Origin of the sequence: Streptomyces mobaraensis (genome assembly GCF_020099395.1) — a bacterium.
GTDB lineage: Bacteria > Actinomycetota > Actinomycetes > Streptomycetales > Streptomycetaceae > Streptomyces.
This window is the reverse complement of the sequence record NZ_CP083590.1, coordinates 2,930,354-2,950,571: the sequence shown is the minus strand read 5'-3', so window position 1 is coordinate 2,950,571 and position 20,218 is coordinate 2,930,354. Positions and strand designations below refer to the sequence as shown.

Annotated in this window: 22 protein-coding genes; 18 read left to right on the top strand and 4 right to left on the bottom strand. The window is 71.4% G+C overall.

The features are described 5' to 3' along the window. Nucleotides 1–201: 201 nt before the first annotated feature. Together K7I03_RS12490 and K7I03_RS12485 are read right to left on the bottom strand one after the other, a co-directional pair. On the bottom strand, nt 202–921 hold the full coding sequence (locus K7I03_RS12490; RefSeq protein WP_185941368.1) for an isocitrate lyase/PEP mutase family protein: 720 nt from the start codon (nt 919–921) through the stop codon (nt 202–204). Further along, nucleotides 921–1,418 carry a carboxymuconolactone decarboxylase family protein gene (locus K7I03_RS12485; RefSeq protein ID WP_185941367.1) on the bottom strand — a complete coding sequence of 166 codons (498 nt, stop codon included), beginning with the start codon at nt 1,416–1,418 and terminating at the stop codon, nt 921–923. The genes K7I03_RS12490 and K7I03_RS12485 overlap by 1 nt, the downstream gene beginning before the upstream one ends. A gap of 47 nt (nt 1,419–1,465) precedes the next feature. On the opposite strand from K7I03_RS12485, the gene pdxR reads away from it, so the two are divergent. From pdxR to tgmC, 10 genes are all read left to right on the top strand, one after another. Continuing rightward, the gene (gene pdxR, locus K7I03_RS12480; RefSeq protein ID WP_185941366.1) at nt 1,466–2,959 is read left to right on the top strand and encodes a MocR-like pyridoxine biosynthesis transcription factor PdxR; all 1,494 of its coding nucleotides are present in this window, start codon (nt 1,466–1,468) and stop codon (nt 2,957–2,959) included. 81 nt (nt 2,960–3,040) lie between these two features. Continuing rightward, nucleotides 3,041–3,397: a hypothetical protein gene (locus K7I03_RS12475; protein ID WP_185941365.1), complete on the top strand. Its 357-nt coding sequence runs from the start codon at nt 3,041–3,043 to the stop codon at nt 3,395–3,397. Between the two features lie 5 nt (nt 3,398–3,402). After that, entirely contained in the window at nt 3,403–4,599 is a 1,197-nt protein-coding gene (locus K7I03_RS12470) for a glutathionylspermidine synthase family protein (protein ID WP_185941643.1), read from the top strand. 191 nt (nt 4,600–4,790) lie between these two features. Then, complete coding sequence (locus K7I03_RS12465; RefSeq protein ID WP_224347016.1) at nt 4,791–6,020, top strand: helix-turn-helix domain-containing protein; 1,230 nt, start codon at nt 4,791–4,793, stop codon at nt 6,018–6,020. 55 nt (nt 6,021–6,075) lie between these two features. Then, the gene (locus K7I03_RS12460) at nt 6,076–6,516 is read left to right on the top strand and encodes a hypothetical protein (protein ID WP_185941363.1); all 441 of its coding nucleotides are present in this window, start codon (nt 6,076–6,078) and stop codon (nt 6,514–6,516) included. Continuing rightward, nucleotides 6,513–6,941: an ATP-binding protein gene (locus K7I03_RS12455; protein ID WP_224347015.1), complete on the top strand. Its 429-nt coding sequence runs from the start codon at nt 6,513–6,515 to the stop codon at nt 6,939–6,941. Before K7I03_RS12460 ends, K7I03_RS12455 begins: the two co-directional genes overlap by 4 nt. After that, a complete protein-coding gene (locus K7I03_RS12450) occupies nt 6,941–7,441 on the top strand; it encodes a hypothetical protein (RefSeq protein ID WP_185941362.1) in 501 nt (166 codons plus the stop codon). Before K7I03_RS12455 ends, K7I03_RS12450 begins: the two co-directional genes overlap by 1 nt. 97 nt (nt 7,442–7,538) lie before the next feature. Continuing rightward, a complete protein-coding gene (gene tgmA / locus K7I03_RS12445; RefSeq protein ID WP_185941641.1) occupies nt 7,539–7,841 on the top strand; it encodes a putative ATP-grasp-modified RiPP in 303 nt (100 codons plus the stop codon). Then, the gene (tgmB, locus tag K7I03_RS12440; RefSeq protein ID WP_185941361.1) at nt 7,838–8,800 is read left to right on the top strand and encodes an ATP-grasp ribosomal peptide maturase; all 963 of its coding nucleotides are present in this window, start codon (nt 7,838–7,840) and stop codon (nt 8,798–8,800) included. The genes tgmA and tgmB overlap by 4 nt, the downstream gene beginning before the upstream one ends. Beyond that, nucleotides 8,790–10,106, top strand: coding sequence for an ATP-grasp peptide maturase system methyltransferase (gene tgmC, locus K7I03_RS12435; protein ID WP_185941360.1), 1,317 nt, complete (start codon nt 8,790–8,792; stop codon nt 10,104–10,106). The genes tgmB and tgmC overlap by 11 nt, the downstream gene beginning before the upstream one ends. On the opposite strand, the gene rocD is transcribed toward tgmC, so the two are convergent. Beyond that, nucleotides 10,103–11,308 (bottom strand): ornithine--oxo-acid transaminase, encoded by a 1,206-nt coding sequence (rocD, locus tag K7I03_RS12430; protein ID WP_185941359.1) that lies wholly within the window; start codon nt 11,306–11,308, stop codon nt 10,103–10,105. The genes tgmC and rocD overlap by 4 nt on opposite strands. A gap of 102 nt (nt 11,309–11,410) precedes the next feature. On the opposite strand from rocD, the gene trpS reads away from it, so the two are divergent. From trpS to K7I03_RS12415, 3 genes are all read left to right on the top strand, one after another. Then, complete coding sequence (gene trpS / locus K7I03_RS12425) at nt 11,411–12,424, top strand: tryptophan--tRNA ligase (RefSeq protein ID WP_185941358.1); 1,014 nt, start codon at nt 11,411–11,413, stop codon at nt 12,422–12,424. A gap of 185 nt (nt 12,425–12,609) precedes the next feature. Continuing rightward, entirely contained in the window at nt 12,610–13,200 is a 591-nt protein-coding gene (locus K7I03_RS12420; RefSeq protein ID WP_185941357.1) for a 2'-5' RNA ligase family protein, read from the top strand. A gap of 133 nt (nt 13,201–13,333) precedes the next feature. Next, nucleotides 13,334–14,224 (top strand): YihY/virulence factor BrkB family protein, encoded by an 891-nt coding sequence (locus tag K7I03_RS12415; protein WP_185941356.1) that lies wholly within the window; start codon nt 13,334–13,336, stop codon nt 14,222–14,224. 44 nt (nt 14,225–14,268) lie between these two features. On the opposite strand, the gene K7I03_RS12410 is transcribed toward K7I03_RS12415, so the two are convergent. Further along, nucleotides 14,269–15,651 carry a D-alanyl-D-alanine carboxypeptidase family protein gene (locus tag K7I03_RS12410; protein WP_313772142.1) on the bottom strand — a complete coding sequence of 461 codons (1,383 nt, stop codon included), beginning with the start codon at nt 15,649–15,651 and terminating at the stop codon, nt 14,269–14,271. 115 nt (nt 15,652–15,766) lie between these two features. Here K7I03_RS12410 and K7I03_RS12405 point away from each other — a divergent pair, with 115 nt between their 5' ends. The 5 genes from K7I03_RS12405 (at nt 15,767) to K7I03_RS12385 (ending at nt 20,114) form a co-directional block, all read left to right on the top strand. Next, nucleotides 15,767–16,048 (top strand): SCO4848 family membrane protein, encoded by a 282-nt coding sequence (locus K7I03_RS12405; protein ID WP_185941355.1) that lies wholly within the window; start codon nt 15,767–15,769, stop codon nt 16,046–16,048. A gap of 123 nt (nt 16,049–16,171) precedes the next feature. Continuing rightward, entirely contained in the window at nt 16,172–17,740 is a 1,569-nt protein-coding gene (locus K7I03_RS12400; protein WP_185941354.1) for an ABC transporter substrate-binding protein, read from the top strand. A 266-nt stretch (nt 17,741–18,006) separates the two neighbouring features. Next, nucleotides 18,007–18,438 (top strand): SgcJ/EcaC family oxidoreductase, encoded by a 432-nt coding sequence (locus K7I03_RS12395; protein WP_185941353.1) that lies wholly within the window; start codon nt 18,007–18,009, stop codon nt 18,436–18,438. A gap of 105 nt (nt 18,439–18,543) precedes the next feature. After that, nucleotides 18,544–19,536: an aldo/keto reductase gene (locus K7I03_RS12390; protein ID WP_185941352.1), complete on the top strand. Its 993-nt coding sequence runs from the start codon at nt 18,544–18,546 to the stop codon at nt 19,534–19,536. A gap of 47 nt (nt 19,537–19,583) precedes the next feature. Then, complete coding sequence (locus K7I03_RS12385; RefSeq protein WP_185941639.1) at nt 19,584–20,114, top strand: PadR family transcriptional regulator; 531 nt, start codon at nt 19,584–19,586, stop codon at nt 20,112–20,114. The last annotated feature ends 104 nt before the right edge of the window (nt 20,115–20,218 follow it).

Here is a 20,218-nt window from a genome sequence, read left to right as displayed (position 1 = left end):
CCCCTCGCGGTGGCGGATTTCGGCCCTTGCGTAGGTGTGGCGGGACCCTCGAGTGCGGGGGCCGCTCCGCCTACGTGCCCGTCGTCCGGCCGGCTTCGTCGTCCGGCCGGACGCCGATGGCCGGACGCCGATGGCCGGACGCCGATGGCCGGCCGCCGAAGGGGGAACGGCCTACGCGGGGCGGTTCGCGCCCCGGAGGCCTCACGCCGACCGCAGCCCCTTCGCGACGTCGCCCGCCGCCGCCATCGCGCGCACGTACATCCCCTTGCCGAAGGTGATCCGCCCGGCGCCCAGCGGGCCGAGCCGCCGGACGGCCGAAGCGTCCGGCGCGGACAGGGCGTTGACCGGGACGCCGGACGCGGCGGCGATTCCGGCGAGGGCCTCCTCGGGTGCCATGATCGGGTACACGCAGTCCGCGCCGGCCGCCGCGTACAGCCGGGCCCGCTCCCGTGCGTCCTCGTCGGAGGCGCCGCGCAGGTAGGTGTCGATCCGGGCGTTGAGGAACAGGGCGTCCCCGGCCTCCGCGCGGACGGCGGCCAGCCGGTCGGCTTGCGCGCGCGGGTCGAGGAGCCGTCCGGTGGCCCGGTCGGTGTCCTCCAGGTTGCAGCCGACCGCGCCGGACTCCAGGATGCGTTCGACCAGCTCCCGGGGCGGGAGTCCGTAGCCGTCCTCCAGGTCGGCGGAGACGGGCACGTCGACGGCCCGGACGACGCGGGCGACCGCCGCGAACATCTCCGCCGCCGGAACGTCACCGTCCGCCATGCCCAGCGACGCGGCCACCGCCGCGCTGGGCGTGGCCAGCGCGGCGAAGCCGGCGTCGGCGAAGGCGCGGGCGCTGCCCGCGTCCCACGGGCCGGCCAGGACCAGCGGGTCGCCGGCCGGCCGGCCGTGGTGCAGGGCGCGGAACGCCGCGGCCGTCATCAGCGGGCCTGGTAGGCGCCGGGCACCGCGCGGGTGGTCACGGCGAACCGGTTCCACGCGTTGATCGCGACGATCACGGCGATGAGCTGGGCCAGTTCCTTCTCGTCGAAGATGTCGGCGGCCTGGTCCCAGACCTCGTCCGGCACGAAGCCGTCGGTGATGACGGTGACGGCCTCGGTGAGGGCGAGCGCCGCCTGCTCCTTCTCCGTGTAGTAGCCGGTCGCCTCCCGCCAGGCGCTCAGCAGGTAGATGCGGTCCTCGGACTCGCCGGCCTTGCGGGCGTCCTTGGTGTGCATGTCCAGGCAGAACGCGCAGTGGTTGAGCTGCGAGGCGCGGATCTTGACCAGTTCGACGAGGGTGTGGTCCAGGCCCTCCACGGCGGCCCGCTCCAGGGCGTACATCGCCTTGTAGACGTTGGGGGCGGCCTGCGCGTACTCCATCCGCGGGCCGTGCTGGTGGGTGCCGGTGTGCGCGGTGTTCTTCGTGGTCTCCGTCATGTCTTCGACCCTACGGCCGGGGCGGCCCACGGGTATGGTCCACTTCCATGGAGAAAACGTGGGCCACTTCTGCCGATCCGGCCGCATCCGGGCGCGGCGGGACGGCCTCCGGCGCTGATCTGCACCTCGACCTGTCCGGGCCGGGCGGGGTGCGAGCCGCGCTGGTCAGGGCGCTGCGGGACGCCGTGCGCTCCGGCCGGCTCACCCCCGGCACCCGGCTGCCGTCCTCCCGCTCCCTCGCCGGCGACCTCGGCATGGCCCGCAACACCGTCGCCGACGCGTACGGCGAGCTGGTGGCCGAGGGCTGGCTCACCGCCCGGCAGGGCTCGGGCACCCGAGTGGCCCAGGCACCGGCGGTCCGGCCCGCAGCCCCTGCCCGTTCCGGATCCCCCGTCCGGTCCGCGTCCGCTGGGGGGCTCGTACGGCCGCCCGCGCGCCCCCTGCACGACCTGCGCACCGGCACCGCGGACATCTCCTCCTTCCCGCGCACCGTCTGGGCCGCGGCGGCCCGGCGCGCGCTCACCGCCGCGCCCAACGAGGCGTTCGGATACGGCGACGTACGCGGCCGCGTCGAGCTGCGCACGGCCCTCGCCGAGTACCTGGCGCGGGCCCGGGGCGTACGGGCCGAGCCCGAGCGGATCGTCGTCTGCGGGGGCTTCATGCAGGGCCTCGCCCTCCTCGGGGGCGTCCTGCGGCGGCGCGGGACGCGTGCCGCGGCGGTCGAGTCGTACGGCTTCTGGGAACACCACGACGTGTTCACCCGGGCGGGCCTGCGCCAGGTGCCCATCCCGGTCGACGACCGCGGCGCCGACGTGACCGGGCTGGACGGGCGGCGGGACGTCGGCGCGGTCCTCCTCACCCCCGCCCACCAGTTCCCCACCGGCGTCCACCTCCACCCCGACCGCCGGACCGCCGTCGTGGAGTGGGCCGGGCGCACCGGCGGCCTGGTCGTGGAGGACGACTACGACGGCGAGTTCCGGTACGACGGACGGCAGGTCGGAGCGCTCCAGGGCCTGGCCCCGGACCGCGTCGTCTACTGCGGCACCACGAGCAAGTCGCTCTCGCCCGCCCTGCGGCTGTCCTGGATGGTGCTGCCGGAGGACGTGGCCGCCGAGGTGGTGCGGGCCAAGTCGACGGGGGAGTGGCGCACGGGCACCCTGGAGCAGCTGACGCTCGCCGAGTTCATCACCTCCGGCGCGTACGACCGCCACGTCCGCTCGATGCGGCTGCGCTACCGGCGCCGCCGCGACCGGCTCGTCGCCGCGCTCGCCGAGCACGCCCCGCACATCCGGGTCACCGGCATCGCCGCCGGGCTGCACGTCGTCCTCGAACTCCCGCCCGGCACCGAGCAGTCCACGCTCCAGGCGGCGCACTGGCAGGGGCTGGCCCTGGAAGGGCTGAGCCGCTACCGCCACGCCGCCGCGCCGCCCCTCCCGCCCGAGGGTCCCGACGGCGTGATCGTCGCCTACGGGACCCCCGCCGACCACACCTTCCCCGGTGTCCTGGAGGCGCTGCTGAGGTCCCTGCCGCCAGCGGACTGAGGGGGTCCGGGGCGCTGTCGGTGCCCGGGTCTATCGTGGAACGAACAGCCGGGCACACGGTTGTACGACGGGGGAAGAAGAATGGGACAGAACGCCTCACGACGTAGATTCCGGTCCAGCACGGTCGTCCTGGGCGGCATGGGCGTCCTCGCCGCCGCCCTCACCTCGTGCGGGTCCGAGCCGGACAAACGCTGCGTCGATCCGAACAGTTACGACGTGTCGCGCGGCTATCGCGTGCTGGACTCCAAGGCGTGCAAGAGCACGTCTTCGTCGGGCTCGTCCGGTTCATCCGGCACATCGGGCACGTCGTCGGCCCGCTGGTACTACGGCGCCGACCGCAAGTCCGGCGGCTACGCCGACAGCGGTACGTTCAGCAAGAGCCAGGCCGTCGACCGCGGCGGCTTCGGCTGCTCGTCCTCCGGCTCCGGAGGCGGGTGACCGCCGTGCGCCGCCACCGCACCACCCCGCGCCCCGGCTGGCAGGAGACCGTCGAGGAACAGGGCCTCATCTACCCGCTCACCCGCCACCCCGACGGCGAACTGCGCCCGTACTGGGACGAGAGCGCCTACTACTCCTTCACCCCGCCCGAGATCGAGGCGCTGGAGGAGACCGTAGCCGAGCTGCACACGATGTGCCTGGCCGCCGCCGCGCACCTCGTGGACACCGGCCGCTTCGCCGACCTGGGGATCACCGACCCCCGGCTGACCGCCCTGATAGCCGAGTCCTGGCACCGCCGGGACGAACTGCCGTCGCTCTACGGCCGGTTCGACCTCCGCTACGACGGGACGGGCCCCGCCAAGCTGCTGGAGTACAACGCCGACACCCCCACCTCCCTGGTGGAGGCCGCGAGCCCGCAGTGGTTCTGGATGGAGGAGCGCTTCGCCGACACCCCCGACGCCGACCAGTGGAACTCCCTGCACGAACGCCTCGTCGACGCCTGGCGCCGGCAGGCCGCCCTGCTCCCGCCCGGCACACCGGTCCACTTCGCCCACTCCGCCGGCGACGAGCTCGGCGAGGACCTGATGACCGTCGCCTACCTCCGCGAGACCGCCGCCCAGGCCGGCCTGGAGACCCGCGCCATCTCCATGGAGAACATCGGCTGGGACCGCATATCCCACCGCTTCGTCGACGAGCGCTACGGCTTCCTCCGCGCCTGCTTCAAGCTCTACCCCTGGGAATGGCTGGTCTCCGACGACTTCGGCCCCCACGTCCTGGACACCCTCGACAACGGCGGCGGCACGGGGTCCACGCTGTGGATCGAGCCGGCGTGGAAGATGCTCCTCTCCAACAAGGCGCTCCTCGCCGTCCTGTGGGACCTGTACCCCGGACACCCGAACCTCCTCCCGGCGTACCTGGACGGCCCACGGGACCTCGCCCGTACGACGGGCTACGTCGCGAAACCGCTGCTCGGCCGGGAGGGGGCGGGCGTGACGGTCCACCCGCCGGACGACGCCGCCCCGGCGCTCCGGGACGAGCCCTGCTGCTACCAGGAACTGGCGCCGCTGCCGTCGTTCGACGGGAACCACGTGGTGCTGGGCGCGTGGGTCGTGGAGGACGAACCGGCGGGGCTCGGCATACGGGAGTCCTCCGGACTGGTGACGGACGGCTACGCGCGGTTCCTGCCCCACGTGATCCTTTAGCGCCGGACCGGGCGGGTCACCGGGCGCCCCGTCGCCCGGCCTTGCACCGGACAGCTTCCCGCCAGGTGGCCCTCCACACGCCGTGCAGGCTGTAGGTACGGTGCAGGGGTACGAGCCCGACGGATGGAGCACCCGATGCCTCGCCGCCCGCCTGAGCGCCACCGGCGCCTCACTCCGAATGAGGTGCGTTGATGTTGGAAGAAGCCGAGGAGATCGGACGCCGAGCACGCCGTGCGCGACTCCGACTGGGCATGGCCCAGGCCGACCTCGCGGTCGCCCTGGGAAAGTCTCAGGGGTGGGTATCGAAGATGGAGCGGGGCCTGATCGAAATCGATCGTGTGGGCCTCCTGAACCGGCTGGCCAGTGAGCTGCACATCCACCCGAACGATCTCATCGGACGGCCCTACAACAGCAGCCCTGGCGAGAACCAATGGCAAGTCGCCGCCTCTTCGATCCTCCGGGAGCTTCGCCGCTACGACTTGACCCCGGTCTTCGCCGGAACCCCGCGGCCGGCCCGGCAGCTCTGGCAGGAGACCACCCGGCTTCACCGCCTCAGGGACGCCGCGGCCAACGTGGCGATCATGGAGGTGCTCCCCGACCTCCTACGCGAGGCCCGGGCCCTGGCGGAGGTCTGCACGGGCCACGAGCGGGAAGAGGCTTTTGCCATCTACGCGGTGTGCTGCAAGTTCGCGCACACCGCAGCCCACGCCCTGGGCCACCCTGAGTTGGTCGCCATGTCGTGTGAACGGGCGGCTTGGTCCGCCCGTCTCTCCGGCGACCCGGTCATGCCCGCCGTGGCCGACTGGATGCGCGTATGGGACATGTGGGCGACCGCGGACTGGGAAGACGCAACCACCCTGTCGGACAAGGCCATTCGCAGTGTTCAAGAAGGCTATGACCAGGGTGAACCACTCGCCGTCCGCGCGTGGGGTTCACTCCAGCTCCGGGCCGCCGTCTCCGCGGCACGCGGCAACCGCCGGTCAGAGGCCGAGGACCGTATCGCGCACGCAAAAGCCGCGGCCGACAGGCTGGCCGAGTACGTCGGTCCGCCTGTCTATGACCGGCACTCCCTGACGTTCTCGCCTGGCAACGTGCAGATCCATGCCATCAGTGTTGCCCTTGAGATGCGGGACCAGCGGCGGGCACTGGCCATACACCGACGCACGAGCCCAGAGCTGATCGCCTCGCTCCCCAGCTCCCGTCGAGGGCACCACCACATGGAACTCGCTCGTGCCTGGTTGTGGGACGGCAGTAGAGATGCCGCGCTGGCCGAGCTGGAAAAGGCCGAGCGCATCGCACCCCAGCTCATCCGCAACCACCCCATCGCCCGGTCAACCCTCCGCAGCATCGTGTACGCGGAACGAGCGTCCACCCGCGAGAAGCTGCGCCGCATGTCAGACCGGTTCCACCTCGACGGATGAGAGCGGTATTCCTTCGGTTCATATTCGGTGGCCGGCCACCTCCTAACTTCGGAGCATGGCCGATACGACTTCGGAGCAACTGCCGTTCGTAAAGCGGAAGATGGGGACGGGGGAGCCGTACCACCCTCGTTTGGGTGACCTCGCCTTCGACCTCGGGGCGGGTGGACGGATCGGCGTCGTCGTGGCCCTCCCCCGCGAGGGTGCGAAGACGTACAAGCTGCGCCTACCGGGCGGCGGAAAGGAATGGTCCGCGCCTTCCGACGGCTCCACCCTCCGCATGGTGCCCGTTCCGGTCACGCACGTCACGCTGCTGAAACGCGACGCTCAGTATGACCACCGCGCCCAACGAGCGGTCATGTACGTCCAAGTGCACTTCGAGGACGGCAGCAACGTCGAATCGGCGCTGCTTCTGACACCGTCCGAGGTCCTGATGTCCCAGATCCAGTTCGAAAGGCTGATCCAGCGTCGCGAACGGACACGGGGGTGTGAGAGGTGAGCGCCTTCACACCGGCACTCCGTGCTTGCGCCTCCGCTGGCCAGCCGCCGCATCTCACCCTGCCCGCCACCGAGCAGGCGCCCGCCATGGCCCGCGCCTACGCCCGGGAGGCCGTCAAGCTCGCCGTGGCGGATCCGAACGACGCATACATGTTCGCCGTCACGCTCGTTGTGTCCGAGCTGGCGACCAACTCCGTTCGCTACGGCAGCAACCCTGGTGACCGGCTACGCATCATCGTGGACGCCACCGACACCCGCACCCGTATCGAGGTCTACGACTCCGTGCGCCGCGAGCCTCGGTTGAGGCCCATGAGTGAAGAGTGTCCCCGGGGTCGTGGCCTGCACATCGTCGATGCCTGTGCCACGTGGGGGACCACCCACAGGCCGATCGGCAAGGCCGTATGGGCGGAGGTGAGACCGCGGTGATGGCGACGCGGATCACTCCGAGCCTCGGATTCCTCGCCGGTCTCACCTACAGCCATGGAGTGCGTCACACGGACACCGGCCCCGTCGCCCACCTGCTGCTGACCCACGCCCCGCCCCGGCGGGCCGGTGAAACCGCCGAGTGGATCGAGGCCGGCATGCGCGCCCTGTCCTTCTGTCTGGGCCTGGGCCCCATCGAGGAAGAACCCCGCTATGTCGGATCGCGGATAACCCTGCACCACGGGGTCGCCCGTCTCGACTACGGCGACGACTGGTGGGAACTCCACATCCCCGGCACTGGACGGGAGTGGCAGCAGCACGTCGCCGCCGGCTGCCCCGTGCGCCTGACGCTCTCGTTCGAGCCGACACCCGTCGCCCGCACCCCAGAGGCCCTTTCCCGCTTCATCGAAGCCGGCGTGCAGGGCGGTACGGTCCGCTGGGGCACCACCCGCGCGCGCCCCCGTTCCCGCCTCAACGGACGAACGAGCCGTCGCGAAGCCTGATCCACCCCTGTCCGCCCCCAGCCACCCGGGCCGAATCGCTCGCCGCTTGTCCTCCTACCGCCACAGTCCTGTCCGTCTCCGCATGGAAAGGCTCGCGATGTTCCGTTACGCCGACCGTTTCCCCACCGGGACACCGCTCCCGCAGGGGCAAGAGACCCCCACCCCGTGGGCGCTGCGCCGTATCGCCCCGTACCCGCCCGTCAAGGGGCACCAATACGCCCGCGTCGAACTGGACGCGAGCACGCAGACCGCCCGTTACCTCGACGCCGCCGGCGCGGTGATGGCGGCGCCGGGGCACGGCACGTCGTCCGGTACCAACCCGCCGACCGGCACCACGGGCCAGGGCGACCGCAACAGTGACTCGCCCGACAGCGACACGGGAAACGACACCGACCAGTGACGGGTCCCCGCCCGGTGGCGGTCGTCACCAATCTTGACGACCCGACCGCCGACCTGGTGATCACCGAGCTGCACGACCGGGGCGTTCCGGTCGTGCGGTTCGACTCGGGTGACTTCCCCGCCACCCTCGCGTGCTCCGCCTTCATCGGTGGAGAGGCGGGACAATGGCGCGGAAGCGTGCGGACGGCCACGCGCATTGCCGAGTTGGGCTCCGTCCGGTCCTTGTACTACCGGCGCCCCTCAGGATTTGCCTTTCCCTACCTCGATCCCCAGGACGCCCGGTTCGCCGCCGCTCAAGCCCGATACGGCCTGGGTGGCGTTCTCGTCTCGCTCCCCGACTGCCTGTACGTCAACCACCCGCACCGCATCGGCGACGCCGAGTACAAACCCGCCGGCCTCGCCACCGCCGCCGCGTGCGGCTTCACCGTCCCCTCCACGCTGATCACCAACCGGCCCGACGACGCCCGTGCCTTCATCAAGCGGCACGGCCCCGTCATCTTCAAACCGATCTCCGTGCCGCTCTACTTGGTTGACGGCAAGGCGCAGACCGTGCCCGTCACCGCGGTCCAGGCCGACGAGATCGACGACGCCCTCACCGGCACCATGCACCTCTTCCAAGTACAGGTGGAGAAGGCCGCGGACGTCCGCGTGACCGTGATCGGGCGCCGCATATTCGCGGTGCGCATCGATTCCGGGCTTCTCGACTGGCGCACCGATTACGGCACTCACACGTACACCCCTGTCATCCCGCCGCCGGACGTAGCGCACGCGGCCTTCGCCTATCTCCGGCACTTCGGGCTCGTCTTCGGCGCATTCGACTTCGCCCTCACCGCCTCCGGCGAGTGGGTGTTCATCGAGTGCAACCCTTCCGGGCAATGGGCGTGGATGGAGCCCCCCACGGGCCTGTCCATGACCGCCGCCCTCGCCGACCTACTGGAACGAGGCACGCATGGCACCTGACGTCGTCCCCACCGCAACCACTCTGCGGCATCGACTCGCGGCGCATCTCGCCGACGACGGTTGGCTGCGCAGCCCGGCGTGGCGCGCGGCCGTCGAGGCCGTTCCCCGGCACGAGTTCGTCCGCTGCTTCTACCGCGAGACCGACGCCCCCGGCCTGACGACCTGGGCCCCCGTCACGGCCGGCCTCGTCGGCGTCGAAGAATGGCTGCGGCAGGCGTACTCCGACGAAACCCTCGTCACGCAGTTCGACGGCCAAGAGAGCGACTGGGACGACCCGAAGCCGGTCAGCGGCGCGCACCCGACGTCGTCCTCGACCCTGCCGGCCCTCGTCGTGCACATGCTGGAAGAACTTCGGGTGGACGATGGAACGACCGTCATGGAGATCGGCACCGGTACCGGGTACTCGACCGCCCTCATGTGCCACCGCCTCGGCTCCGACCGGGTCACGTCCATCGAGACGGATCCCGCCGTCGCCGCCCGGGCACGCGGAGCCCTCGGCCACTGCGGGTACACACCGCGCCTCGTCATCGGCGACGGCCTCGCCGGGGCCCCCGCGGGTGCCCCCTACGACCGCACCATCGCCACGTGCGGCGTTCGCCACGTTCCGTACGCATGGGTACGGCAGACCCGTCCCGGTGGGCTCATCCTCGCCACCCTCCGGGGGTGGATGCGCTCACTCGGTCTTGTCCGTCTCACTGTCGGCCGTGACGGCCGTGCCGAGGGCCGGTTCATCGACGGCGACCCCAGTTTCATGATCGCCCGGCAGCAGGACGGCCCCACGAGCCTCGGGGTGATCCCCGCGCAGGACGACGGCGTTTCTCGCGGCACCCCCTACGGACCCGACGTGCTGACCTCGGGCGACAGCGGGTTCATGGCACAACTCGCCATGCCCTGCGCCCGCTTCTTCTCCCTGCCGGCCGACGACGGCACGCCGCGCACGTACGTGCTCGACGGTGCCGACGGCTCCTTCGCCGTCCTCACGCCCCAGGGGAACGGGGTGTGGAACGTCCGGCAGGGCGGTCCGGTCGCCCTGTGGGACGCGCTTGAGGACGCGCTCGACGCGTGGCATGCGGCCGGCTCCCCGGCGCCGACGGAGTGCGGCGTCACCGTCACGGCGGAGAGCCAGTGGGTGTGGCTCGGAGCGCCGGACGGCCCGAGCCTGCGCCTGCCGGCTCAGGTGACGACGTCGGACGGCTCGGCCCAGCCGGACGGCCCCCGACGCCGTTCACCGCGGTCGGGCTCGGCACCGGCCGGGCCGGGTGGCGGCCCGGCCGGTGCCGAGGTCGAAGGGGGCACCCCTCACTAACCCGCCAGCACCGCCCGCAACTGCTCCAGCCCCCAGTCCAGGTCTTCCTTCGAGATCACCAGCGGCGGCGCGATCCGGATCGTCGACCCGTGGGTGTCCTTCACCAGCACCCCCCGCTCCATGAGCCGCTCGGACACCTCCCGCGCGGTCCCGAGTGACGGGGCGATGTCGACGCCGGCCCAGAGGCCCCGGCCGCGGACCGCCTCCACGGCGCCCGTGCCGACGAGCAGTCCGAGCTCGTGGTGGAGGTGTTCGCCGAGGCGGGTGGCGCGTTCCTGGTGTTCGCCCGTCTTGAGGATGGCGATGACCTCCAGGGCGACGGCGCAGGCGAGCGGGTTGCCGCCGAAGGTGGAGCCGTGTTCGCCGGGGCGGAAGACGCCGAGGACGTCGCGGTCGGCGACGACGGCGGAGACGGGGACGACTCCGCCGCCGAGGGCCTTGCCCAGGACGTACATGTCGGGCACGACGTCCTCGTGCTCGCAGGCGAAGGTGCGGCCGGTGCGCCCGAGGGCGGACTGGATCTCGTCGGCGATGAAGAGGACGTTCCGCTCGGCGGTCAGCCGGCGTACCCCGGCCAGGTAGCCGGGCGGCGGGACGAGGACGCCCGCCTCGCCCTGGATCGGCTCCAGGAGCACGGCCACGGTGTTGTCGTCGACGGCCGCCTCCAGGGCGGCCAGGTCGCCGTAGGGCACGATCTCGAAGCCGGGGGTGTAGGGGCCGTAGTCGGCCCGGGCCTCGGGGTCGGTGGAGAAGCTGACGATGGTGGTGGTGCGGCCGTGGAAGTTGTTGTCGGCGACGATGATCTTCGCCCGGCCGTCCGGCACGCCCTTGACCCGGTAGCCCCACTTCCGGGCGGTCTTGACGGCGGTCTCGATCGCCTCCGCGCCGGTGTTCATCGGCAGGACCATGTCCTTGCCGCAGAGCGCGGCGAGCTCGGTACAGAACTCGGCGTACCGGTCGTGGTGGAACGCCCGGGACGTGAGAGTCACCCGTTCGAGCTGTGCCTTGGCGGCGTCGAGGAGACGGCGGTTGCCGTGGCCGAAATTGAGCGCCGAGTATCCGGCGAGCATGTCGAGGTAGCGGCGCCCCTCGACGTCGGTCATCCACGCGCCCTCCGCGGTCGCCACCACGACCGGAAGGGGGTGGTAGTTGTGCGCGCCGTGGGCCTCGGCGGCGGCGATGCTGCGTTCGGTGGCGTTCAACGTGTGCTCCGTTCGGGTCGGGGCATGCGGTTGTCCGCCTTTCTAACACCGGCGCGGCCACCGCCGGACCGAGTCGGGGCCGGTACCTGAGAGAATGTGCGCATGGCCCTTGATCGTCCGCGCGCACTGTCCGGTATCCAGCCCACCGCCGGCTCCTTCCACCTCGGCAACTACCTCGGTGCCATCCGGCAGTACGTGGCGCTGCAGGAGACGCACGACGCGTTCTACATGGTCGTCGACCTGCACGCGATCACCGTCCCGCAGGACCCCGCGGAGCTGCGCGCCAACACCCGCGTCGCCGCCGCCCAGCTGCTCGCCGCCGGCCTCGACCCCGAGCGCTGCACGCTGTTCATCCAGAGCCATGTCCCCGAGCACGCGCAGCTCGGCTGGGTGATGAACTGCCTCACCGGCTTCGGCGAGGCGTCCCGCATGACGCAGTTCAAGGACAAGTCGGCCAAGCAGGGCGCCGACCGGACGACCGTCGGCCTCTTCACGTACCCGGTCCTCCAGGTCGCCGACATCCTGCTCTACCAGGCGGACTCCGTCCCGGTCGGCGAGGACCAGCGCCAGCACATCGAGCTGACCCGCGACCTCGCCGAGCGCTTCAACGGCCGGTTCGGCGACACGTTCACGCTGCCCGCCGCGCACATCGTCCGTGAGACGGCGAAGATCTACGACCTCCAGGACCCGACGGCCAAGATGAGCAAGTCGGCGTCCACCGCCAAGGGCCTGATCAACCTGCTCGACGAGCCCAAGGTCTCCGCGAAGAAGATCAAGAGCGCCGTCACCGACACCGACACGGTGATCCGCTTCGACCCCGAGGAGAAGCCGGGCGTCAGCAACCTGCTCACGATCTACTCCACGCTCACCGGGACGGGAATCGCGGAACTGGAGCAGAAGTACGAGGGCAAGGGCTACGGTGCGCTCAAGACCGACCTCGCCGACGTGATGGTGGAGTGGGTGACGCCGTTCCGTGCCCGTACACAGGAATATCTGGACGACCCGGAGACGCTGGACTCTGTCCTGGCCAAGGGCGCCGAGAAGGCCCGCGCGGTCGCGGCCGAGACCCTCGCCCAGGCGTACGACAAGGTGGGCTTCCTGCCCGCCAAGCACTGAGCCGCACCGCGACCGCATCACCCCGGATGTGAGAAGTCCGTCACACCGGACAAGTCCGGACGGCCCGAAGGCGCAGGGAGGACGGCCGTCCTCCCCGCGCCCGGGACCAGGACACCTGGCAGGGAACGCGGCGCAGCCGCCACACTGACCACGGGGACCTACAGGCGCACAGGAGGGAGAACTCGATGGGGACCGTAACGCTCGGCGTTTCGATCGCGGTCCCGGAGCCGTACGGCAGCTTCCTCCAGAAGCGCCGCGAGGGCTTCGGGGACCCCCACGCGCACGGCATCCCCACCCATGTCACCCTCCTCCCGCCCACCGAGGTCGAGGCGTCGTCGCTCCCCGTGATCGAGGCGTTCCTCGCCGAGGTCGCCGCGGCCGGCCGCCCGTTCCCCATGCGGCTGGCCGGGACGGGCACCTTCCGCCCGCTCTCGCCGGTGGTCTTCGTCAACGTGGTGGAGGGCTCCGCCGCCTGCTCCTGGCTGCAGAAGCGGATCCGGGACGCGTCCGGTCCGCTGGCCCGCGAGCTCCAGTTCCCGTACCACCCGCACGTGACCGTCGCCCACGGCATCGCCGAGGAGGCCATGGACCGGGCCTACGAGGAGCTGGCGGACTACGAGGCGGCCTGGACGATCGACGGCTTCGCCCTGTACGAGCAGGGGGCCGACGGCGTCTGGCGGCTCGACCGCGAGTACCCCTTCGGCCGTCCGGGTCCCGTCCCGGCCGCCCTGCCCCGCCAGACGGGCGCGTCCCGGCCGCCGGCCGCCTCCCGCTGAGCGCCGGCGGCGCGGGTTCGCAGCCGACGGCGCAGGTTCACGCGAGCGCGCCCCGGCGTGCACCCCTCGCGTGCGCCCTGGCGCGCACCCCTCCAGGGCGGTGAGCGGCGCCCGCATGGGGTAGACGTGGATCATGGACTGGTTGATCCGGCTGCCGGTGGTCGGGCCCGCCGCGGCCCGGCTGATGCGGACGCACGCGTGGCGCTCGTACGAGACCCTGGACCGCGTGAAGTGGACGCGGCTCGCCGCGGCGATCACCTTCACCAGTTTCGTCGCCCTGTTCCCGCTGCTCACCCTGGGCGCGGCCGTCGCCGCCGCGATACTCAGCGACAAGCAGGTGCAGGACCTGGAGCAGAAGCTCGCCGAGCAGGTGCCCGGCATCTCCAACGCCCTCGACATCGGCTCGCTGGTGGACAACGCCGGCACGGTCGGCGTCGTGGCCGGTGCCCTGCTGCTGTTCACCGGCGTCAACTGGATCGGCACCCTGCGCGAGTGCCTGCGGGCCGTGTGGGAGCTGGAGGAGAGCCCCGGCAACCCGTTCCTGCTGCGGCTCAGGGACGCGGGCGTGCTGCTCGGCCTCGGCGGGACGACCCTGCTGTCCCTCGGCTGCTCGACCTTCGCCACGACGGCCGTCACCTGGTCGGCGGACAAGACCGGCCTGCCCACCGCCGGCGCCGGCGGCGCCCTGCTCACCGCCGCCGGGTTCTGCGCCGCCGCGCTCGCCGACTTCCTCCTGCTGCTCTACGTCCTCACCCGGCTGCCCCGCGTCCAGCCCGCCCCCCGCACCCTGCTGATCGCCGCGCTGCTCGGCGCGGTCGGCCTGGAGGTGCTCAAGCTGGTGATCGGCGGCTATCTGAGCGGGGTGGCGGCCAAGAGCATGTACGGCGCGTTCGGCACCCCGATCGCCCTGCTGCTGTGGATCAACTTCATCGCCAAGCTGCTGCTGTTCTGCGCCGCCTGGACGGCCACCACGCGGCACGACAAGGCCGGCGCGGACCTGCTGGCGGAGGACTCGCACGAGTGACGGGCGCCTCCGGCCGGAAGGCCGGGCGGCGCCCGTCGACGGGTTCAGGACCGGCCGCCCCGCCGCTTGGCCAGGTCCGGCAGCGGCCACCGGCGGTGCACCACGTACGCCGCCGCGGCCAGCGCCACCACCGAGGCGCCGGTGATCCCCACGGCCGTCCACATCCCGCCGCCGCCCGAGCCGGACGATCCGGCGACCGACGCCTGCGCCTTGTCGCCGGACTGGCCCCCGGCCTTCCCGCCGTCCTTGCCGGGCGCGTTCAGCGGCGCGACGAGCGTGCCCACCGGCTTGACGTGGCCTGCCGCCTCGAAGCCCCAGTCCAGCAGGTGCGCCGCCTCCTTGTAGACCTCGTTGGGCTCCTTGGTCTCCGGGTTCATCACGGTCACCAGGAGCTTGCGGTTGTCATGCTGGGCGACGCCGGTGAAGGTGTTCCCGGCGTTGGTCGTTGACCCGTTCTTCACCCCCGCGATCCCCTTGTAGAAGGGCACGCCCTGGCCGGTGAGCAGCCGGTTGGTGTTCTGGATGCCGAACGTCTCCCGCTTCCCGTCCTTCCGCTCCTCGCCGGGGAACTGGGCGGTGGCGGTCGAGCAGTACTTCCGGAAGTCCTGCTTCTGGAGGCCGGAGCGGGCGAACAGCGTGAGGTCGTACGCGCTGGAGACCTGCCCGTCGGCGTCGTAGCCGTCGGGGGTGACGACGTGTGTGTCGTTCGCCTGGAGTTCCTCGGCGTGCGCCTGCATGTCCCGGACGGTCTGCTGCACGCCGCCGTTCATGGCGGACAGCACGTGCACCGCGTCGTTGCCGGAGCGGAGGAAGACCCCGAGCCAGAGGTCTTCCACCGAATAGGTGGAATCCTCCTTCAGCCCGACCTGGCTGCTGCCCTCGCCCATGCCCTCCAGGTCGGCGGCGACCACCTTGTGCCGCTGCTCCTTGGGGAACTTGGGCAGCAGGGTGTCGGCGAAGAGCATCTTCAGCGTGGAGGCCGGCGCCAGCCGCCAGTGGGCGTTCTTCGCCGCCAGCACCTCGCCGGTCTCGGCGTCGGCGACCAGCCAGGCGTCCCCGCTCAGGTCCTTCGGCAGCTCGGGCGCGCCCGGCCCGCGCAGCACCTGGACGCCCGGCCTGCCCAGCAGCTCGCCGCCGACCTCGGACATCTTCGCCGGCGGCTGTTTGGGCGGCCGGCCCTTGCCGTCGTCGGGCGTCCCGCTCGGCTTCCCGCTCGGCTTCCCGCCGGGCGTCCCTCCGGGGTGCGTGCTCGGGCTCCCCGGGGCGGACGGGGTGTGACTGGAGGAAGGGTGGTGAGGGGCGGGCGGGGCCGCGAGCGCCGGCGCCGCGGCGGCCAGGGGGAGCAGGAACGAGGCGGAGGCGGCCACGAGGGCCGCGCCACGGCGGCGGGCCGTCGCTGAGCGCGTCGCGTTCGGTGATGTCGTCATCGGCACGCCGGTGAACGTACCGTTCCGCCCGCTTCCCGAGGGCGAGCCGGTGGCCCGGGCTTCCGCCGAGGACCCGATAGGACCAGTGCGTGCTCCGGATCGCATACTGAAACCCATGGTGAATCCCTCCGGCTCGACAGCCCCTCGCACCCCCGCGTCCCTCTCCCGCCCCGTCTCCTGGTTCCTGCTCGCCTTCGGCGTATGGAGCTGGTTCATCTGGATCACTTTCGCAAAGAATCTCTGGAAGGACGGAAGCGGGCTCGCCTTCGACGACGCGGGCGAGCCGACCGCGTACTTCTGGGTGCATCTGCTGCTGGCGGTCACCTCTTTTCTTCTGGGGACGGTCATCGGCCTCATCGGGTTGCGTGGGGTTAGGGCGTTGCGTCGCACCTCATAGCGGTTCCCCGGGCAACGCCCCTGACAGCCTGTCGGCCCCGTAAGTCGATCACTTGGCCGATTCCCCGGACGCACGCGCGTTCGTGTGTTTAGGTGAGGCGCGTCACGGAAAGGGGGCGCAGCCATGCGTGGGGTCCGGAGGCGAAGCCGCAGCAAGGTCATTGTGGCGGCGTTGGCGCTGATGTCGGTGGGGTTGAGCGGCTGTTCGAGCCTGTCGTCGGACGACGGGGACGAGAAACCGATCGTCGTGGGGACCACGGATTCGGCCATGGGGCTGGATCCGGCCGGTGTCTACGACGTCGGTTCGTGGTCGCTTTTCGGCAATGTCTACCAGACGTTGCTGACGTTCACGCCGGGCACCGACAAGCCGACGCCCGATGCCGCCAAGAGCTGCGGCTTCAGGGACGTCGAACGGCGGACGTACACCTGCGTCCTGAGGTCCGGGCTGAAGTTCGCCAACGGACACGATCTCACCGCCCAGGACGTCAAGTTCTCCTTCGACCGGATCCTGCGCATCAAGTCGGACCAGGGGCCCGCGGTGCTGCTGGAGACGCTGGAGTCGGTGCGCGCCGAGGGGGACGACACGGTGACCTTCCGGCTGCGCACGCCGGACGCCACCTTCCCGTCCAAGATCGCGTCCGGGGTGGGGTCGATCGTGGACAGCCGCACCTATCCGGCCGACAGGCTGCGGACCGGCAACGAACTGGACGGCTCCGGTCCGTACCGGCTGACGGCCTTCCAGCCGGACGGCAAGGCCGAGTTGAAGCCGAACCCGCACTACAAGGGCGCCAACCGGACGTCGGGAAACCCGGTCACCGTCCGGTACTTCGGCAAGCCCAAGGACCTCATGGCCGCCTGGAAGCGGCAGGACATCGACGTCGCCTCCCGCGACCTGCCGGCCGCCGACGTCGCCAAACTCTCCCTCGGCGACAACGACTTCAGGGTCACCGAGAACGCCTCGGCGAGCACCCGTTTCCTGGCCTTCAACCTGAAGAGCAAGTCCCCGGTGAAGGACGTCGCCGTCCGGCGCGCGGTCGCGTCCGTCCTGGACCGGGTGGCGGTGGCGCGGGACGTCCACTACCGGACGGTCGAACCGCTCTACTCCCTCATCCCGCAGGGCCTCTTCGGGCATACGACGTCCTTCTTCGACCGCTATCCCCGCCCGGACGCGGAGGCCGCCGGCCGGCTGCTGCGGGCGGCGGGCGTGACGACGCCGGTGCGCTTCAAGCTGGCCTACTCCAAGGGCGTCTCCACGGACGAGGAGACGGCCCTGATCAAGAAGCAGCTGGAGGCCACGGGCCTGTTCCGGATCGACACGGAGCACGTGGAGTGGGCGCGGTTCCAGCAGGGCCGGGCCAAGGGCGAGTACGACGCGTACCTCCTGGGATGGGTCGCCGACTACCCGGACGCCGACACGTTCACCAGCCCGCTCGTGGGCACCGGGAACACGCTCTACTCGGGCTACTCCAACGACCGGATCGACAAGCTGATCCGTGACGCCCAGCGGAACGGCCGGCGCGACGGAAGCACGGACGACTACCGCACCATCCAGAAGATCATCGCGGAGGACGTGCCGCTGCTGCCGCTGTGGCAGAAGAAGGAGTTCGTGGTGAGCAAGGAGTCCATCTCGGGGGCGCAGTACCTGAGGGACGGCTCGGGGCTGTGGCGGCTGTGGCGCCTGGACAGGATCTGACCGGCCGGACCGGTCCCGTCCCCTCGCGGTCGACCCGACCGGCCGGCACCGGCCCGTCCCGACCTGACAGACTCCGCCGCCGGCCGGCAGTTCACCGGCCGGCGGCGGACCGCTTCCCTCCGGTCACCGGGCCCCGCACCCGGAACCGAAGCCTCCGCACCGCCCGCCCGACCGCCTTGACCTCGACCGGAGTTGAGGTTGTTGAGTAGGGGACATCGGTCCGGACGGGCCGGAGCCCGGAACAAGGCAAGAAAGCGGTATTCACCATGGCAACGACCAGCGAATTCCACGACGTCGTCCCCGCCGATGTCGCCATCGCCGTACGCGACGTCGTCCGCGCCCTCCAGGACGCGTTCAACGCCAAGGACGCCACGGCCCTGGCCGACTGCTACGCGCGGAACGCCACCTGGACCAACGCCATGGGCAAGCGCCTCACCGGCCGCGAGGAGATCACCGAGCTCTCCCACAAGGTGTTCGCCGTCCTGCCCGACCAGCCGGTCCGCTACGACGTCGTCCGGATGTTCGCCATCCGGCCCGAGGTGATCGCCGTCAACGTCGTCCAGACGCCGGTCTCCCCGGCGGGCGACCCCGTCGAGGGCGCCAAGGGCGCGCCGCTCTACGTCATCTCGAAGGAGGAAGACGGCTGGAAGATCATCGCCGGGATGAACGGCTTCCTCACCGACCCGGCGACGGACTGAACCGCTCCCCGGGACTCCTCGCGGGCGGCGCTTGACTTCGAGTGGACTCGAACTCCTAACGTCTGACACGACAGCGCAGCACAACCGCCCCAGGAGGCACCGGTTATGACCAGCATTCCCACCCGACGACTCGGCGGACTCACGGTCGGCGCCCAGGGGCTCGGCTGCATGGGCATGAGCCACGCGTACGGCGCGTCGGACGACGACCAGTCCATCGCCCTCCTGCACCGGGCCCTCGACCTGGGCGTCACCCTCCTCGACACCTCCGACTACTACGGCGGCGGCCACAACGAGGAGCTGATCGGACGGGCCCTCGCCGCCCCCGGGCGGCGCGAACAGGCCGTCGTGGCCACCAAGTTCGGCTTCGCCAACCGGCTGGGCGAGCCCACGGTGATCCGCGGCGACGCGGCGTACGTCCGGCAGGCGTGCGAGGCGTCGCTGCGCCGCCTCGGCCTCGACCACATCGACCTCTACTACGCGCACCGGATCGACCGGAACGTGCCCGTCGAGGAGACCGTCGGGGCGATGGCCGAGCTGGTGGCGGAGGGCAAGGTGCGCCACCTCGGCCTCTCCGAGGCGAGCGCCGCCACCATCCGTCGGGCACACGCCGTCCACCCGATCGCCGCGCTGCAGAGCGAGTGGTCGCTCTGGACCCGCGACATCGAGGCCGAGGTGCTGCCCGTCTGCCGCGAACTCGGCATCGGCATCGTCCCGTTCTCGCCCCTCGGCCGCGGCTTCCTCACCGGCCGCTACACCTCGGTGGACACGCTGGAGCAGACGGACATCCGGCGCACCCAGCCGCGCTTCGCCGACGGCAACCTGGAGAAGAACCTGGTCATCGTCGAGCGGCTGGAGGCGCTGGCCGCCGACCGCGGCGTCACCGCCGGCCAGCTGGCCCTGGCCTGGGTCCAGCACCGCGGCGACGACGTCGTCCCGATCCCGGGCACCCGCCGCGAGAAGTACCTGACGGAGAACGTCGCCGCCGCCGCGCTCGAACTCTCCGCGGCCGACCTCGCCGCCATCGACGCGGCGGCCCCGGCCGAGGCGATCGCCGGCTCGCGGTACGACGAGACCAGCCTCACCTTCGTCAACGCCTGATCGCTCGGGTCCCGGGCCCCGCGGCTAAGCTCTCGGGCATGTCCGGCCTGTTGGATCTCGCCATCCAGGGGTTCCTCCACGAGGAGCCCCTGCACGGCTATGAGCTGCGCACCCGCATCGCCCGTCTCACCGGTCACGTGAAGGCGATCAGCCACGGCACCCTGTACCCGGCGATCAAGCGCATGGAGACGGCCGGACTGCTCGTCCGCGAGCCGCGACAGGGCGCGGTGGCGGCGCCCCGGCACGTGCTCAGCCTGACCGAGGCGGGGCGGCGGACGTTCCTGGAGCGGCTGCGGCGGCCCGAGGAGCCGTTCGTCACCGACGAGAACCGCTGGTTCGTACTCCTCGCCTTCCTCCGCCACCTGCCGGACCGGCAGGCACAGGCGGAAGTGCTGCGCCGGCGGCTGGCGTTCCTCCGCGAGCCGAGCAGCTTCTTCTACGACGGCGACCGGCCGCTCGGCGTCGAGGACGTGGACGACCCGTTCCGGCGCGGCGTCCTCACCATCGCCCGCGCCACCTCCCGCGCCGAACTGGCCTGGCTGGAGGAGACGATCGCGGAGCTGGAACGGCCGGGGTGAACGCCGAAGGGCCCCCGCTCCGGGCTTGGGTTCTAGTGGTCGTCGCAACACCCCAGTTCAAGGGGTGCGATGGACGTCGAGAGCGGCAGGGTACGGAAGCGTCC